Here is a 17,701-nt window from a genome sequence, read left to right as displayed (position 1 = left end):
AATGATGAGAACCCGCGGCGCGCCGTGGGTTCTTTTTAGTGCGGAATGCATTTTGATAACATAAAAATTCGACGAAACGACCATACTATTTTCGATAATCTAATTCGAAAATGGAGCTGAATGCGATGCAAATGGAACCAAGAAACACAACAGAAGCTGCACTTCATGATTATAAAATGGGGCTTGGGATATTTACGGAGAAAATGCCTGAGCTTGCGGAGCATTATAATACGTTCACTGAGCACTGCTTTAGAGAAGGTGTCCTTACGAAAAAAGAGAAGCAGCTCATCGCTCTCGGGATCAGCCTATATTCCCAGGATGAATACTGTATCATCTACCATACCAAAGGCTGCCTGGATGAAGGATGTTCAGAGCAGGAAATCCTGGAAGCGGTCGGCGTCACTGCGGCATTTGGAGGCGGGGCTGCAATGAGCCAGGCTGTGACACTTGTTCAGCAATCCGTGCAGGAACTTAATCAATTGAAACAATAAACAAGAAGGCGGAAGGGGCGCAATCATCGAACCTTCCGTTTTTTTTTTTGTTTCTTCTATATATATGGACGGTGGACTACCCGATGTTTTTCTGTTTAATCGAATAATGAAAATAAAGGAAATTCGACAAGTTGCTCGTATATCAGAAAAGTGGAATGTAATTTTTAAAAGTGGATTGTATATTACAAAAGTGGAATGTATTTTTAATAAATGGAACGATAACCTTCGAAAGTCGCATGTATTTCATTGTTATAAGGCATGAAGCATTGAAAACAACCCAAGTTGATAGGTGACGACTACTTTTTTAAAGGAAACAGCACTTTTTGAGGATTTTTATTCGCTATTTACTTCGTTTATCAAAGACAGGCGTCGACATCCGCAGAAATCGATGTCTGCCACAAAGATCAACAGCTGCACATTAAAAAATGCCTCAAATAAAAATGTAAGCGCTTTATCTTTATACAAGCATCTGGATATTTACTAACTTACCTATTATTTGCTAGTATAATGGCGGAATTTTGTGAAAACTTAATGATACCCTCTTGTAAAAATCTTCTGTATATGATTTTTAAGAAAAAATGAAGAAATTCGGGTTTTGTCTTCAAAAAGAGGGGGTAGTATAGTTATAAATGAAATGAAAAAACTGAAAGGAATGATTCATTATCGACTCTCTTGAGGGTTTGACGTACACAAGTGAAATGGAAAAGGCGATGCATAGTGCCCATGGAATTGGATACGAGGTGTACAAACGAAAGCATGATGTCAGGATGCAAGTAGAGAAACAAAGAGAGCAGGAATACAAGGAAAGCCGAAGAATGATTGCGGCACTTGATAGAAAAGTGCATGCTAATATATAATAAATGTAAAGAAAAAACCAGTGTTGACTCAACACTGGTTTTTTTCATGAAGGTGGCAATCTATATCAAATGAGCCTCATTCAGATAACGGATGATCATGTAATTTCTTCCTATTAATATAGGAAGAAATCCGGACAGGCTCCTTCAGTGGAAGGCACTACATTTTTCTGATGTTTTCAGCAAACAATAGTGAAGGAATTAATGTCTGGATATCCATGTCCTCTCCTTCTGAAAAAGTTGATTATACCTTTTATTTGTTATAAGATTGTAATGATAATAAATTGAGAATGAGTAAGGGTCTACATCCTTACATTCATTTTATAAAGTCACGGAGGTATTTACACATGGCAGGTTCTACTTTAACAATTAAAGATCTTCATGTTGAGATTGAAGGAAAGGAAATCCTGAAAGGGGTTAACCTTGAAATTAAAGGTGGAGAAATCCACGCAGTAATGGGACCGAATGGTACAGGTAAATCTACTTTATCTTCAGCTATCATGGGTCACCCTAAGTATGAAGTTACTAAAGGAAGCATCACGTTCGACGGCGAAGACGTGCTTGAAATGGAAGTAGACGAGCGTGCACGGGTAGGTCTATTCCTTGCTATGCAGTATCCAAGTGAAATCAGCGGTGTTACAAATGCGGACTTCTTGCGTTCGGCAATCAACAGCCGCCGCGAAGAAGGCGATGAGATTTCACTGATGAAATTTATCCGTAAGATGGATTCCGAAATGGAATACCTTGAAATGGATCCGGATATGGCACAGCGTTACCTGAACGAAGGGTTCTCCGGCGGTGAGAAGAAGCGTAATGAAATTCTTCAATTGATGCTGCTTCAGCCTAAGATCGCGATCCTTGATGAGATCGATTCAGGTCTTGATATCGATGCCCTTAAAGTGGTATCAAAAGGAATCAATAAGATGCGCGGAGAAGAGTTCGGCTGCTTGATCATCACTCACTATCAGCGTCTTCTTAACTACATCACACCAGACCGCGTACACGTCATGATGCAAGGACGTATTGTTAAATCAGGCGGTGCGGAATTAGCACAGCGTCTTGAGGCGGAAGGTTATGACTGGATTAAGGAAGAGTTAGGAATCAAAGACGAAACTGTTGGCCAAGAAGCGTAAGTGTTAGGGGGATAATAATGACTGTAGAAACGAAACTATCAGTAGATCAGGACTATGTCAGCTCCTACTCAAAGCAGCTTGGAGAGCCAGAATGGTTAACGACCCTTCGTACAGATGCCTTTACTAAAATGAAGGATCTTAGCCTTCCGGTTGCAGATAAGACGAAAATCACAAACTGGAACTTCACTTCATTCAAGAAGCACACAGTGGACAGTGATTCGTTCTCATCATTGAGTGAGCTGCCAGAAGAAGCAAAAGCACTAGTTGACTTAGACAGCAAAGATCAAAGCTTATATATACAAAGAAACAATACACCTGCTTTCCTTTCATTATCCAATGAATTGAAGGATAAGGGTGTCATTTTCACAGATATCTTCACAGCGGTAAAAGAACACAGCGAGCTTGTTCAAAAGTATTTCATGACAGAAGGCGTGAAAACCGATGAGCACAAGCTTACAGCTCTTCATGCAGCATTGATGAATGGAGGGGCGTTCCTTTACATTCCAAAGAACGTAGAACTGGCTGATCCGATTCAAGCAGTTTATGTTCACGACAATGCTGAAGTTGCCATGTTCAACCACGTATTGGTGGTTGCGGAAGACAACAGTTCAGTGACATATGTCGAAAACTATATTTCTACAACGGATGTTGAAGACGGCGTATACAATATCGTGACCGAAGTAGTTGCGAATAATAATGCCAAAGTGTCCTACGGTGCAGTGGACAATCTTGCAAGCGGATTGACGACTTACGTGAACCGCCGTGGTGTTGCAGCCAGGGATGCCCGCATCGAATGGGCGCTCGGACTGATGAATGACGGTGACACTGTCTCTGAAAACGTGACGAACCTGATGGGTGACGGTTCCTACGGTGATACAAAGACGGTGGTTGTCGGCAGAGGCAAGCAGAAGCAGAACTTCACGACAAAGATTGTTCACTTCGGCAAAAATTCCGAAGGTTACATCCTTAAGCACGGCGTCATGAAAGATGAAGCTTCTTCCATCTTTAACGGAATCGGTAAAATCGAACACGGTGCATCAAAGTCGAACGCAGAGCAGGAATCACGCGTATTGATGCTGAGCGAAAAAGCACGCGGGGATGCAAACCCGATTCTTCTGATCGATGAAGATGATGTAACGGCAGGGCACGCAGCTTCAGTCGGACGCGTCGATCCGCTTCAGCTTTACTACCTGATGAGCCGCGGTATTCCGCAAAAAGAAGCAGAGCGTCTTGTCATTCACGGTTTCCTTGCTCCAGTGGTAAACCAATTGCCGATCGAAGGAGTTAAGAAACAGCTTGTCGAGGTAATCGAAAGGAAAGTAAACTAATGGATGTTAAAGAGATTCGAAAGCATTTTCCGATTCTCGACCAGGAAGTCAACGGACATCCACTCGTTTATTTAGACAGCGCGGCTACTTCCCAAAAGCCTGTGCAAGTGATCGAAGCAATCAACGATTACTATCGCGGCTATAATTCCAACGTCCACCGCGGCGTACACACGCTGGGGACTAGAGCGACGGATGGCTATGAAGGGGCCCGTGAAAAGGTTCGTAAATTCATCAACGCTGCGTCTACTCAAGAAGTCATTTTCACACGCGGGACGACAACTGCGATCAATACTGTAGCGGCAAGCTACGGGCGTGCGAATCTGAGTGAAGGCGACGAAATCGTCATCACTCACATGGAACACCACAGCAATATCATACCTTGGCAGCAGCTTGCTAAGGAAACAGGTGCTGTATTGAAATATGTCCCTCTTCAAGAAGATGGGACGATCACACTTCAAGATGTACAAGAAACCGTTACAGCCCAAACGAAGATCGTTTCCATCATGATGGTATCGAATGTACTCGGTACGATGAATCCGATCAAAGAAATCACGAAAATCGCCCATGATCATGGCGCTGTCATGGTCGTGGACGGGGCTCAGGCTGCACCTCATATGAAAATTGACGTCGAGGATCTTGACTGTGACTTCTTCGCTTTCTCAGGCCATAAAATGGTCGGGCCTACCGGGATCGGTGTACTTTACGGTAAGAAAAAACACCTGAACAAGATGGAACCAATCGAGTTTGGCGGAGAAATGATCGACTTCGTCGGACTGCAGGAGTCCACTTGGAAAGAGCTTCCTTGGAAGTTCGAAGGCGGCACGCCGATTATTGCAGGTGCAATCGGCCTCGGAGCAGCGATTGATTTCCTCGAAGAAATCGGCTTGGACAATATCGAAGCATACGAGCACAAGCTTGCTGCTTATGCGCTGGATAAAATGAATCAGGTTGAAGGGATGACCATCTACGGTCCTAAAGATCCTGGCCAGCGTGCCGGACTTGTAACCTTCAACATTGATGATGTCCATCCTCATGATGTTGCGACTGTATTGGATGCAGAAGGAATCGCTGTCCGTGCCGGTCACCACTGTGCACAGCCGCTGATGAAATGGCTGAATGTCTCGGCGACTGCACGTGCGAGCTTCTATCTGTACAATACAGAAGAAGATATTGATAAACTTGTTGCAGGCCTAGTGAAGACAAAGGAGTTTTTCAGCGATGTCTTTTAATAACTTAGATCAGCTGTACAGACAGGTCATCATGGACCATTATAAGAACCCCCGCAATAAAGGGTCTTTGGAAGATGGCAGCTTTACGATCGATATGAATAATCCGACCTGCGGCGACCGCATCCACTTAACGTTAAAAGTGGAGGATGGCGTCGTCCAGGATGCCAAGTTCGACGGCGAAGGATGTTCCATCTCGATGGCGTCTGCTTCCATGATGACACAAATCGTAAAAGGTAAAGAAATCCAAGAAGCGCTTAAGCTTTCGAAGATTTTTTCTGATATGATGCAAGGTAACGAATATGATGAAGATGTGGATTTAGGAGATATTGAAGCACTTCAAGGAGTCGCTAAATTCCCTGCCCGCATTAAATGTGCGACACTGGCATGGAAAGCGATGGAAAAAGGAGTAAAAGGGGAAGAGCAGGAAGAATAGGCTCTTCTCCGGCACTCTATCAAAGAATGGAGGAATCAACATGGCAAAGAAAATGCCTGAGATCGGAGATTATAAGTACGGATTTAGTGATAAAGACGTCTCAATTTTCCGTTCAAAACGTGGTCTGACGCGCGAGATTGTAGAAGAAATCTCCCGCATGAAAGAAGAGCCTCAGTGGATGCTTGATTTCCGTTTGAAGTCACTTGACCATTTTTATAATATGTCAATGCCGCAATGGGGCGGCGACTTACAAGAACTGAACTTCGATGACATTACGTATTACGTAAAGCCATCTGAGAAATCAGAGCGCAGCTGGGATGAAGTACCTGAAGAAATCAAGCAGACGTTTGATAAATTGGGTATTCCTGAAGCTGAGCAAAAATATCTTGCTGGGGTATCGGCTCAATACGAGTCCGAGGTTGTGTACCACAACATGCAGGAAGACCTTGAGAACATGGGAATCGTCTTCAAGGATACTGATTCAGCCCTGAAAGAAAACGAAGATATTTTCCGTGAGCACTGGGCAAAAGTCATCCCTCCAACGGATAACAAATTTGCTGCACTGAACTCAGCGGTATGGTCCGGCGGATCGTTCATCTATGTTCCTAAAGGTGTGAAGGTGGATACGCCGCTTCAAGCGTACTTCCGTATCAACTCTGAGAACATGGGTCAATTCGAACGTACATTGATCATCGTTGATGAAGGCGCAAGTGTACACTATGTAGAGGGTTGTACAGCTCCAGTTTATACGACGAATTCACTTCACTCAGCGGTTGTTGAAATCATCATCAAAAAAGATGCGTACTGCCGTTACACAACGATTCAGAACTGGGCGAACAATGTATTCAACCTGGTAACGAAGCGTGCTGTGTGTGAAGCGAACGCAACGATGGAATGGGTGGACGGGAACATCGGATCCAAACTGACGATGAAATATCCGGCTGTCATCCTTAAAGGAGAAGGCGCCCGCGGTATGACACTTTCCATCGCACTTGCAGGTAAGGGTCAGCACCAGGATGCAGGGGCTAAGATGATTCACTTGGCACCGAACACTTCTTCAACGATAGTGTCGAAGTCGATCTCCAAGCACGGCGGTAAAGTAACATACCGCGGTATCGTTCACTTCGGACGCAAAGCGGAAGGTGCACGCTCAAACATCGAGTGTGACACGCTGATCATGGATAATCAGTCGACTTCCGATACGATCCCTTATAACGAAATCCTGAACGATAACATTTCACTTGAGCACGAAGCGAAAGTTTCGAAGGTATCAGAAGAACAATTATTCTATCTGATGAGCCGCGGTATTTCAGAGGAAGAAGCAACGGAAATGATCGTAATGGGCTTCATCGAGCCATTCACGAAAGAACTTCCAATGGAATACGCAGTCGAAATGAACCGTCTGATCAAGTTCGAGATGGAAGGTTCAATCGGATAATCAATATTGAATGTTCAACCCCTTTTGCCAGCAGTTATATGCGGCAAGAGGGGTTTTTTATTTGATTACGACCAGTTGGATCAATTCGAAATAGTGATCATGCCACCTCAACAAATCCTCACACTACGAATCCACGTACCTCTTATGATAAAATGAATAGCAACAAAAGAAGTTCATCATCAATACTGAAGAAGGTGAATACGGATGATCTATATAGGTGTTACGGGCTGGGGGGATCATGATTCTCTTTATGAGGATGTTTCTCCCCGTGACAAATTGAAGGAATATGGTGCGCATTTTCCGGTTGTGGAAGTCGATGCAAGTTTTTATGCCGTTCAGCCGATCCGAAACGCTGAGAAGTGGGTGAAGGATACACCGGAGCATTTTAAATTTATTGTGAAGGCTTATCAAGGCATGACGGGACATCAGAGGGGAGACATTCCTTTTGATACGAAAGAGGAGATGTTCCGTGCATTTAAGGATTCTCTTTCTCCCTATCTGAAAGATGATAAACTGGCAATGGTTCTTTTACAGTTTCCGCCATGGTTTGACTGCACACGTGACAACGTCGCCTATATCAGATACTGCAAGGAACAGTTGAACGGTTTGCCGCTGGCACTCGAGTTTCGTCATCAAAGCTGGTATCGTCCCCAGTATAAAGATAAGACACTCACCTTCATGAAGGAGCAGGGATGGATCCACAGTATCTGTGACGAACCTCAGGCAGGGGAGGGATCGATACCGAGGGTGATGGAAGCTACCCATGAAGAGGCGACGCTGATCCGTTTCCATGGCCGTAACGTTCATGGATGGAACAAAACCGGCAGTGGGGATGAATGGCGTGAAGTCCGGTATTTATATAAATACAATGAAGCAGAATTAAAAGAGTGGATTCCTCATATCCATAAGCTTCACCAAGAGTCCAAGGATGTTTATGTCCTTTTTAATAATAATTCGGGCGGAGACGCTGCAGGCAATGCCAAGCGGCTGATCGACATGCTCGGGATTGAATATAAGGGTCTGGCACCTAAGCAGCTGGATTTATTCCAGGAGTAGGATGTTTCATATACTGACGCTGACATGAAGAAACATTTTTTCAATAAGGACTGGAGATGAAAGTAAGTGGAATGGATCGTATTGATTTGCATTGGATTATTTGCAGGAACTGTCGGTTCTCTTGTTGGCCTCGGCGGAGGGGTCATCGTGGTTCCGGCACTGATTTATTTTGGTACATATACACCCTGGCTTGAAAATATAACACCACAAACGGCTGTAGGTACATCGCTGATGGTCATGATTTTCACCGGATTGTCATCGACTCTCGCTTATTTAAAGCATAAGACCGTCGATTATAAAAGTGGATTGATTTTCTTTGCGGGCGCAGGCCCTGGATCGATTATCGGTGCCTGGGTAAATAAATATTTAAATATGGAAGACTTCAATCTTTATTTTGGTATATTCATGATCATCATGGCGATCATCCTCATGGTTCGGAATAAGTTGAAGCCCATTGAAAAGTTTAAAACAGCTTCCTTTCAAAGGGAATTTACGGATCCGAGTGGAGAAACCTTTCAATATGGCTACCCGCCCCTTGTAGGGGCATTGATTGCGCTTGTGGTAGGATTCACTTCAGGGCTGTTTGGCATCGGCGGAGGATCGCTGATGGTGCCTGCGATGATTCTGATCTTCCTGTTTCCGCCTCACGTAGCGGTAGCGACTTCTATGTTCATGGTGTTTCTATCCGCGCTTGTAAGCTCAGGAACACATGTGTTCCTTGGGAATGTGAAGTGGTTGTATGCACTCGCGCTGATTCCGGGGGCATGGTTCGGGGCGAAATTGGGATCATTTTTAAATACTAAGCTGGAATCAAAAGCACTGGTCAGCGTACTTCGCATCATATTGATTTTAATAGGAATACGATTGATTTACCAAAGCATAACGGGATAACCTCCATCGGGAGAGTGAGAGTACAATGAAAGAAATCATTCATATCTATCATACAAACGACCTTCACAGTCATTTTGAGCACTGGTCGAGAATACGGGATTTTCTCCAAAAAAGAAAAGAATGGCATGTCAATGAGGGGGAAGATGTATTCCTCTTCGATATCGGTGATCACGTAGACCGCTGGCATCCATATACGGAAGCTACACTAGGCAAAGGAAATGTAGGTCTGTTAAATCAAGCGGGATACGATGCAGTGACAATCGGGAATAACGAGGGCATCACCCTGGATTACGGAGACCTGGATACGTTGTATCAAGAGGCTGAATTCCATGTTATTGTAGGCAATCTGTTGAACCGGGAGAAAAAGGTGCCAGACTGGATCAAGACTCATCACATCTATGAAACAAAAGCAGGAATGAAAGTCGCCGTTCTCGGTCTGACTGCCTATTTTTCCCCTTTTTACAGAGCGCTCGGCTGGAATATCACTTCTCCGCTGGATGAATTGAAGAAGCACGTGGAAAAGCTGAAACATGAAGCGGATGTCTTGGTGCTCCTATCGCACTTGGGAATAAGGGATGATGAGCTGATTGCCGGGTCCCTGCCTGAAATTGACGTGATCCTGGGGGCACATACACATCATATTTTGCACGAGGGAAAAGAAATAAATGGCGTAATGCTTGGTGCTGCCGGGAAGTTCGGGAATTTTGTCGGTCATATGATGATTGAAGTGGATGCGAAAAAGAAATCAGTTCTCTCTAAAAAAGCGCAGCTGTATGCACATGACGATCTGCCTCCCTCAGCTCATGAAGAAGAAGAGAAACTCGGGTGGTTTAAGGAAGGGGAAGACCTGCTGGGTACAGAGGTTTCACATCTGACTGAACCATTACCTGCTGATTGGTTCAATGAATCACCGCTTCCCCAGCTTTTGAGTGATGCATTGAAGGAATGGTGCAGCGCGGATTGTTCCTTCCTGAATGCGGGACTTCTCATCGAAGGGCTGAATGCGGGTCCTGTAACAAGGCAGGATCTCCACCGCATCCTTCCTCACCCGATCAACCCTTGTCTGATCGAGCTTTCAGGTGCTGAGCTGAAGGAAATCATCAAACAGACATTTAATGAAGAATGGCCGCATCTGCAACTGAAAGGACTCGGGTTCAGAGGAAAGATCATGGGTGAGTTTGTGTATACCAATATTGCTTTCGAAGAAGACAAACAAAGAATCTATATCAATGGGGTTCCCATCCGTCCCAAAAAAATCTATAAGCTTGCAATCCCCGATATGTTCACATTCGGACACTTCTTCCCCGACCTTCAGAGACTGGAGAAGAAATACTTCATGCCGGAGTTCCTGAGGGATATCCTTGCATGGAAATTGGGTCAGTAAAAGTTTCACCGTTCTTCCGCTCCTCTCATACATATGAGTTGAGAGGAGTGATGCAGAATGATGAATCTTTCTCCTATTACCATTCAAGGACATACCTTCTTAGCTGTTTCTGTAGCGTTACCGAAAACCAACCTGCTCGTTGTGACGAGCGATAAGGGATATATCATGTGCGGTGCACTGGATGTTGCTTTACTCAATGAAAAATTAAGTGACAGAGGAATCATTGCCGGAAGAGCCGTGGGAGTCAAAACGATCGACCAGCTTCTTGATGCCCCCCTGGAATCGGTGACGATTGAAGCGGAAAACCGTGGAATCAGTCCGGGTATGATCGGTCGCGATGCATTATTGAAAATGCTATAAACCTTGATGGTATGAATGCTTCTATGCACAGTGTGCATGGGAGCTTTTTTATTCATTCTACTCATATTATTGTTGATCACCAGCTTTGTTAAACAGAACCATTCTCATCAGAAGGGATGCACGCCTGATAGAGCTGGGTCATTATTTTCCTCTGTATATAGAAGCTGCGTCTATTCTTCTGTAGAATGAGGGTAAACCGTACTTCATGGAGGTGTACATATGCATGAAAAACTTGGGATCCAAATGATGCATCCTTTGACTAAGGCTCAGCGTAAAGCTGTGAAGCCGTTTACTAAACGTTCACGTGTGGCTGCAGTGACCCCAGAAATGACCATTCAGCATCATCGCTTCCGTGCCGTGATGTTTTACAAAAAATCACTATTCAATGTCAGTCACGCCATTAATGAATTTGTCGTCCTTGACGACCAGGGTGAGGCCCTTCAGGACCCTCAAATGACACTTGAGGTCTTAAAGCTCTATGAAATTCTGTATTTTACATTCAGAACCAAAATGCTCATCACCGAGAGCCTTACAGTGAAAAAACTCTTGGTTGAAGAAAGAGATTATATACATAGTTTGAAGTTTCACCATGCTATGATCGAATTATTAGGCTATGAAAATGAGAGATATGGACTGACATTTGAAGAATTGAAGAAAATAGTGAATACGGGTGGGGCGAAAAAGGAATCCACTCGCTTAATAGAAGACATCACAGAATTGTATGACACTGTTTTGGATAAGAAAATGTTCTCTGAGAAGGAAGGGGCGGAGTTGAAAGAAAGGACTGAAGAAATGCTTGATGTGGACTACATTGCCACAGAGACATTAAAGGAAGCTTGGATATTGAATAATTATTAATGATAAGGATGGGGATGGCTGGGAGTGCCTATGCTTATTTCGTTCTTGAAGAGAATGGTACAAGAGTTCTTTGTTTTGCTAAAATGTGCGTTTAGGTCTAAGCTTGTTCTAGCTGGTGATTGGAGTGCAAGACGAAGACTCCTGCGGGAAGAGTAGCTTATGTGAGACTTGTCCAGCTCTGGGGCTTAGAGGCACATGTCATAAGTCAACTCGTCCAAGAAGGCAAAGAACGCCTTCGTGGCCGATTCGCCATATGCCACCAGCCTCTAAACAAAGCCCCTCCGCTTTTCTTCCCGCAGGCTTGCCGAGGAGGCTCACGGGCTACCCGCGGAAAGCGAAGTCTTGCACGGAAATCAACAGCGGTATTAAAAGCCTATTCTGAGAATATTCTTCTTTAGATTGCGCTTTTTACTTTTTCCCAGGCTTATTTTTGATGATCCCTGTATTGTTCACGTCAAAAAACTCTTCAGCCTGCATAGACAACTTACACCTTTACATCCCCTTAATATTCTTTCATGAATATTTACCTTGATTTCCTTAAATACAGCTTGCATCGGTCTTTTTATCCATTATAATGGAGGTACTAGTAAAATATGTCGAAAAATGAAAGAATTACATAGGAGAATTCTATGAGGCTGATATCAACTAGGGCTTTGAGGCCGGGAATGGTTATGGCGACAACTGTATATAATGTAAGGGGTCATGCGCTCATCCAGCAAAATGTTGCGATCACGGAACGGATGATTTACCGGCTGCAGGAGCTGAATATTCAGTATGTCTATATTGAAGATTCCCTGTCTAACGGCATCAAAGTCACTGAGTCTGTACCGAGCAAGGTGCGGCATGATGCGGTTGCCGGTATTGAAGGAGTGTTCAGCCGAATCAATGAAGCAAAGATGCCCCAGAATTTAGTTGTACTGGAGGACAGCGCTAAGCAACTGAAGCAGATTATCGATGTTGTCTTAAAGGAAGTAAAGGCTAATGACGAGCTGCTGACCGTCCTTACAGACGTTTTCACCTATGATTCTTACGTATTTCATCATTCATTCAATGTTACTTTATATACTCTTTCAATCGGGATCGAACTGAATCTTTCGCCAAAACAGCTGGAAGAGCTAGGAATTGGAGCAATCCTTCACGATGTGGGTAAGATGCTGGTATCAGAAGATATCCTTATGAAGCCGGGAAGACTGACAGAAGAGGAATTCTTGGAAGTCAAGAAACATACCGAGCATGGCTTTGATATTCTTAGAAAGCTGCAGTCTGTATCTCTTTTGGTGGCCCACTGCGCTTATCAGCATCATGAAAGATTGGACGGCTCAGGATATCCTCGTGGATTGAAAGGGGATGATATACATCCTTTTGCTAAAATCATTGCAGTGGCAGACGTATTCGATGCGATGACATCCAACCGGGTGTACCGAAAAGCGATGCTTCCTCACGAAGCGCTTGAAATCCTTTACGCGGGCTCAGGTTCCTTATTTGACATGAACGTCATTGAAGCCTTCAGGAGATCCGTCGCGATTTATCCGAACGGAATGGTCGTTGAATTGAATGACGGAAAAAAAGGGATTGTCACCGGACAGAATAAAGGTCTGACGGACAGGCCTGTCATTCGGGTGATTGAAGAAAAAGGGGAAGAACTCTATTCTCCTTATGAATTGGACTTGCGGACCGAGCTTGATAAGGTCATCGTCGGTTTTGATGCGGATTATGAACCGGCTGCCAGTAAAATAAAATAAATTTTTGCGTTAAACCCTCCTTAGAGAGCATAAGAATAGCTTGTAAGGGGGGATTTTTTTGTCAAAGTTTAAAACACATAAACCCCGAAGAGGAGGACCGCTGCCTTTTCGCCACGTGATGATCATCACCATCGTGTTCTTCATCTTTTCCACAGGGGCGGGTCTTTGGATCGTAAACCTGGGCTTGAAGCCGACGCTGCTGGCTTATGCAGAAACTCAAACGAGCAGAATCGGTACGATGGTCATCAACAAAGCGATCAACAAAAAGGTAGCAGGATCCATAGAGTTAGAGGAGATAACGGAAGAAGTGAAAAATGAAGAAGGGGAGGTGGTCTCTCTCAGTTTCAATACACAGAACATCAACCGGGTTCAGGGAGAAATCACTAATTTAGTCCAATTATATTTGAAAGAGGCAGAAAAAGGGAATATCGAAAACCTGGAATACATCACGGACATTGAAATCGACGAGGAAGGGACAAAAGCCGATGAAGGTATCGTGTATTCTGTTCCCCTAGGTCAGGCGACCAACAATGCCTTACTAGGGAACTTGGGACCTAAAGTCCCGATCAGGTTCCATTCAATCGGGGATGTACGTTCGGATATTAAACATACTGTAGAAGAGTTTGGTATCAACAATGCCCTCGTCAAGGTCTATATCACCCTGACTGTGAATGTCCAGATCATCATACCGTTTGCAACGAAAACCGAAACCATCAAGCAGGACGTATTGATCGCCATGGATACTGTCCACCTGGATGTACCGCAATTCTTCAACAATAGCGGTGACGGAGCATCACCATCCATCGAAATACCGACAAACTGATCCCGGCAAGTGTCTGCAGCGGTGAGGAACGGTCTAATTTACAGAACCAAATGTGTTTTTGGAAAAACCTGCCCATCACCTATCCCGAATAAAAAGTTGTCAAACTGTTGATAGTTTGATATATTTATAAAGGAAATTTTAATATTATAACCACATCATCAATCCGATGGGGTAGAGGTGCAGGGTTCAAGAGTAAACTGTTTGAGGATGACAACTGAGAGAACAGATGAAAGGGAACCTTTGCCGAAGCTGATATGCTTGTCAGAAGCATATTCGCTGGGGTTATCTTGAAGAAGGATAACACTGTCATTATAGGGGACACTCTATGATGGGGAGCTACAGATCGTGATGGAGCACTTACATTACTCATTAAAGGTAATGATAGGATCCTCTATCATTACCTTTTTTTATTCCTCTGTCATGCTATGAGGTTCCCCCCTATCAAATAGGAGGAGGACATTATGGAAAACACTATTTATTCAATCATCCCGCCCCTTTTAGCCATCCTGATGGTTATCTTGACGAGACGCGTACTGCTTTCGCTGGGTGTAGGGATCATCGCTTCAGCACTTCTTATCACAGATTTCTCTATTACAGGCACGTTCAGTAAGATATGGGAAGCCGTAAAGGGCATTTTCGTCGCCGACGGTGAACTTAATACCTGGAATGTGTACATCATTTTATTCTTATTGATTCTTGGCGTCATCACTGCTTTCGTTAACATTTCCGGCGGAAGCCGCGCATTCGGTGAATGGGCGATGCAGCGCGTAAAGACCAGAAGAGGCGCGCAATTATTGGCAGCTGTATTAGGTATCATAATTTTTATTGATGACTATTTCAATGCGCTTGCGGTCGGACAGGTTGCTAGACCAATCACGGACCGTCACAAAATCTCACGTGCGAAACTCGCTTATATCATTGACTCGACATCGGCTCCGGTCTGTGTGGTTTCACCGGTATCAAGCTGGGGAGCATATATCATCGGTATCATCGGATCGATTCTTGCCGCACACAGCATCACTGAATACACAGCTTTCTCAGCATTCATACAAATGATCCCAATGAACCTCTATGTATGGGCAGCTCTACTATTAGTGTTGATCGTTGCTTACAGAGGATTTGATTTCGGGAAAATGAAGGAACATGAAGAAAGAGCGATTTCGACTGGAAATCTTTATGACCCGGACAAAGATATCCCGGGTGAACTTAAGAACGACCTGCCTGTAAGCTCTAAAGGTTCGGTCGGCGATCTGGCATGGCCGATCATCGCCCTGGTTGTCGGTACAGTCGGCATGATGCTTTGGACGGGATATAAGGCAGTTGGTTCGTTTGATATCCTCCCTGTATTTGAAAATACAGATGTTACAAAATCATTATTATATGGAAGCTTATTCGCATTGGCGATTGCATTTATTCTTTTCTTCCGTCAAGTAAGCTTGAAGGGTGTTGGAGGAAGCGCAGCTGGAACAGCAGTTGTCGAAGGAATCAAATCCATGCTTCCTGCTGTTTACATCCTTATCTTTGCATGGGCGATCGTCACACTGATCGATGAGCTTCAAACTGGAACGTATTTAGCCGGATTGGTTGAAAAATCGAACATGCCAGTTGAGGTCCTGCCTGTGCTGCTATTCTTAGTGGCCGGCGTCATGGCATTCTCTACAGGGACTTCATGGGGCTCATTCGGAATCCTGCTTCCGATTGCGGGAGAAATTGCAGCAGCAACCGATGTAAGTGTCTTACTTCCTGCAATGGCAGCTGTTTTAGCAGGTGCGGTCCTTGGAGACCATTGTTCACCAATTTCCGATACTACGATCCTGTCTTCAACCGGAGCCGGAAGCAATCATATCGATCACGTACTCACGCAGATTCCGTATGCACTCATCGGCGCAGTGGCAGCTTCGATTGGTTACCTCGTATTAGGGTTCACCGGAAGCACCATGCTTGGATTACTCGTAGTCATAGTGCTGGTTGCGGCTCTTGGATTTATAAAAGGAAAGAGTTCAGATACAGCAGCTTCACAATAAAAACAATAATGAACCAGAAGCAGAAAATGCTTCTGGTTTTTTTATATACAGTTCCTCCGGCTAGAGGTTCGTATTCCTTGATTTTCCCAAAAATTAGAAGGTAAGTCATTAGACACGCTTCTACCAGTCCGCATTTCCTCATATCTATAGGAGGAGAGAGGTGAGTTGACGTGAAGGTAAAGGTGATTGGTTTTGATGATTTACACTATCCCAAAGACTTATTATCTATTGTGAGAAATGGGCTGCCGGAAACTGAGTCGAATCCAAAACGTGTATTGATATTAGGAGGGGGGATGTCTGGGCTGGTTGCGGCATCCCTGCTTAAAAGGGCAGGTCATAAAGTGACCATTTTAGAAGGGAATGATCGGATAGGCGGCAGGGTCTATACGGTAAGAGAACCATTCACGCAGGGGAATTACCTTGATTTTGGAGCGATGAGGATCCCAGAAAACCATGAGCTGGTATTCGAATACATCAAAAGGTTCAATCTCCCTGTTAATCGTTTCTTGAATTCCACCTCTCAGGATATGTTATTTGTAAACAATGTCCTGGTCTCTAAAAAGGAGTATAGAAGAAATCCGGATATTTTGGGTTTCCCTCTTGAAGGAGAAGAAAAAGGGAAGAGTGCTGCAGAGCTTTTCCTTGAAGCGACCCGGCCTTTCTTTGAAGTGTATTCGGCCAGCACCCAAGAACAGAAGGATGAGTTGAAGACGAAATATTCCACTTACTCCATGGGCGATTATTTAATTGCCAATCCGTTCGGGAAATCACTTTCAGAGAACGCAGTGCGGAAAATTGCTGTCATGCTGGGGATAGAGGGTTTTCCAAACTTCTCTTTCATTGATATTATAACGGACATCATTTACCCGATATTCAGTGAAAAAATAAAGTTTTATGAAATAACCGGAGGAAATGATCAGCTGCCTTGTTCCTTTATCAGCGAGCTTCAAAAAGAAATCAAGCTGAATCGCAAAGTAGAGAAAATCATTCAGGACGATCATGGCGTATCTGTACAGACTATGAACCCGTTTACAGGGAAGAGATCTCGGTATACAGGAGACTATGCCATCATAACCATGCCATTCACTGTCCTTCAATTCGTCGACATTGAGCCATATGATTCGGTTTCATTTAAAAAATGGCAGGCAATCAGAGAAGTGAATAATGTCCAGGCAGTGAAGATCGGAATTGAATTTAAAAGCAAGTTCTGGGAGAAGATGGGGTATGGCAATATTACCAGTGACCTGCCGTTAAAATTCACTTACATTCCAAGCCACGGGATAGGTTCTGATGGTCCGGGGGTATTGCTGGCAAGCTACAGCTGGGGAAGCGATGCTGTATTATGGAATAGCTTATCCAACGAAGGATTGGTTCGCCTCGTGCTTAAGGATTTAGCAAAGATATATGGAAACATCGTATATACGGAATTTCTACAGGCTGTTTGGTTCAACTGGGGACAAAACCCTTACTCAGCAGGATGTTTCACGCTGTTTACCCCCCAGCAGCAGAAAAACTTTGATGAAATCACCCGGAAACCGGAAGGAAGGCTTCATTTTGCCGGAGAACATACTTCTTCCTTTCACGGGTGGATAGAGGGAGCAGTAGAATCTGGGATCCGGACGGCTTATGAAGTCCATCATAGAAAATAACATAGTGA

General features: G+C 44.2%; 15 protein-coding genes and 1 riboswitch. All 15 genes read left to right on the top strand.

Features of this window, described 5'->3' with window-relative positions; genetic code table 11:
- The first annotated feature begins 125 nt into the window (after positions 1–125).
- The 15 genes from ACUXV2_RS16085 (at position 126) to ACUXV2_RS16015 (ending at position 17,693) form a co-directional block, all read left to right on the top strand.
- Positions 126–491, top strand: a complete 366-nt coding sequence (locus ACUXV2_RS16085) for a carboxymuconolactone decarboxylase family protein (protein ID WP_446244159.1) — start codon at positions 126–128, stop codon at positions 489–491.
- A 1,201-nt stretch (positions 492–1,692) separates the two neighbouring features.
- Positions 1,693–2,478 carry a Fe-S cluster assembly ATPase SufC gene (gene sufC / locus ACUXV2_RS16080; RefSeq protein ID WP_446244158.1) on the top strand — a complete coding sequence of 262 codons (786 nt, stop codon included), beginning with the start codon at positions 1,693–1,695 and terminating at the stop codon, positions 2,476–2,478.
- 17 nt (positions 2,479–2,495) lie between these two features.
- Positions 2,496–3,806, top strand: a complete 1,311-nt coding sequence (sufD, locus tag ACUXV2_RS16075) for a Fe-S cluster assembly protein SufD (protein ID WP_446244157.1) — start codon at positions 2,496–2,498, stop codon at positions 3,804–3,806.
- The gene (locus ACUXV2_RS16070; protein ID WP_446244156.1) at positions 3,806–5,035 is read left to right on the top strand and encodes a cysteine desulfurase; all 1,230 of its coding nucleotides are present in this window, start codon (positions 3,806–3,808) and stop codon (positions 5,033–5,035) included. Before sufD ends, ACUXV2_RS16070 begins: the two co-directional genes overlap by 1 nt.
- Positions 5,025–5,468, top strand: coding sequence for a Fe-S cluster assembly sulfur transfer protein SufU (gene sufU / locus ACUXV2_RS16065; protein WP_446244155.1), 444 nt, complete (start codon positions 5,025–5,027; stop codon positions 5,466–5,468). The genes ACUXV2_RS16070 and sufU overlap by 11 nt, the downstream gene beginning before the upstream one ends.
- 40 nt (positions 5,469–5,508) lie before the next feature.
- On the top strand, positions 5,509–6,906 hold the full coding sequence (sufB, locus tag ACUXV2_RS16060; RefSeq protein ID WP_175990449.1) for a Fe-S cluster assembly protein SufB: 1,398 nt from the start codon (positions 5,509–5,511) through the stop codon (positions 6,904–6,906).
- Between the two features lie 204 nt (positions 6,907–7,110).
- Positions 7,111–7,962 carry a DUF72 domain-containing protein gene (locus ACUXV2_RS16055; protein ID WP_446244154.1) on the top strand — a complete coding sequence of 284 codons (852 nt, stop codon included), beginning with the start codon at positions 7,111–7,113 and terminating at the stop codon, positions 7,960–7,962.
- 66 nt (positions 7,963–8,028) lie between these two features.
- Positions 8,029–8,853, top strand: a complete 825-nt coding sequence (locus ACUXV2_RS16050) for a sulfite exporter TauE/SafE family protein (protein ID WP_446244153.1) — start codon at positions 8,029–8,031, stop codon at positions 8,851–8,853.
- Positions 8,854–8,878: 25 nt separating this feature from the next.
- Positions 8,879–10,237, top strand: coding sequence for a bifunctional metallophosphatase/5'-nucleotidase (locus ACUXV2_RS16045; protein ID WP_446244152.1), 1,359 nt, complete (start codon positions 8,879–8,881; stop codon positions 10,235–10,237).
- 57 nt (positions 10,238–10,294) lie between these two features.
- Positions 10,295–10,597: a YunC family protein gene (locus ACUXV2_RS16040; protein ID WP_446244151.1), complete on the top strand. Its 303-nt coding sequence runs from the start codon at positions 10,295–10,297 to the stop codon at positions 10,595–10,597.
- 219 nt (positions 10,598–10,816) lie between these two features.
- Positions 10,817–11,455, top strand: a complete 639-nt coding sequence (locus ACUXV2_RS16035; RefSeq protein WP_446244150.1) for a hypothetical protein — start codon at positions 10,817–10,819, stop codon at positions 11,453–11,455.
- 665 nt (positions 11,456–12,120) lie between these two features.
- Positions 12,121–13,197 (top strand): HD-GYP domain-containing protein, encoded by a 1,077-nt coding sequence (locus ACUXV2_RS16030; RefSeq protein ID WP_446244149.1) that lies wholly within the window; start codon positions 12,121–12,123, stop codon positions 13,195–13,197.
- Positions 13,198–13,255: 58 nt separating this feature from the next.
- The gene (gene yunB / locus ACUXV2_RS16025; RefSeq protein ID WP_446244148.1) at positions 13,256–14,020 is read left to right on the top strand and encodes a sporulation protein YunB; all 765 of its coding nucleotides are present in this window, start codon (positions 13,256–13,258) and stop codon (positions 14,018–14,020) included.
- Between the two features lie 164 nt (positions 14,021–14,184).
- Positions 14,185–14,367, top strand: a riboswitch (Lysine riboswitch).
- A gap of 114 nt (positions 14,368–14,481) precedes the next feature.
- A complete protein-coding gene (locus ACUXV2_RS16020) occupies positions 14,482–16,044 on the top strand; it encodes a Na+/H+ antiporter NhaC family protein (RefSeq protein WP_446244147.1) in 1,563 nt (520 codons plus the stop codon).
- Between the two features lie 170 nt (positions 16,045–16,214).
- Positions 16,215–17,693: a flavin monoamine oxidase family protein gene (locus tag ACUXV2_RS16015; RefSeq protein ID WP_446244146.1), complete on the top strand. Its 1,479-nt coding sequence runs from the start codon at positions 16,215–16,217 to the stop codon at positions 17,691–17,693.
- Positions 17,694–17,701: the final 8 nt, after the last annotated feature.

Source organism: Rossellomorea sp. NS-SX7 (assembly GCF_052828565.1).
The sequence above is the reverse complement of the archived record's forward strand: the minus strand, read 5'-3'. Positions and strand labels throughout refer to the sequence as shown.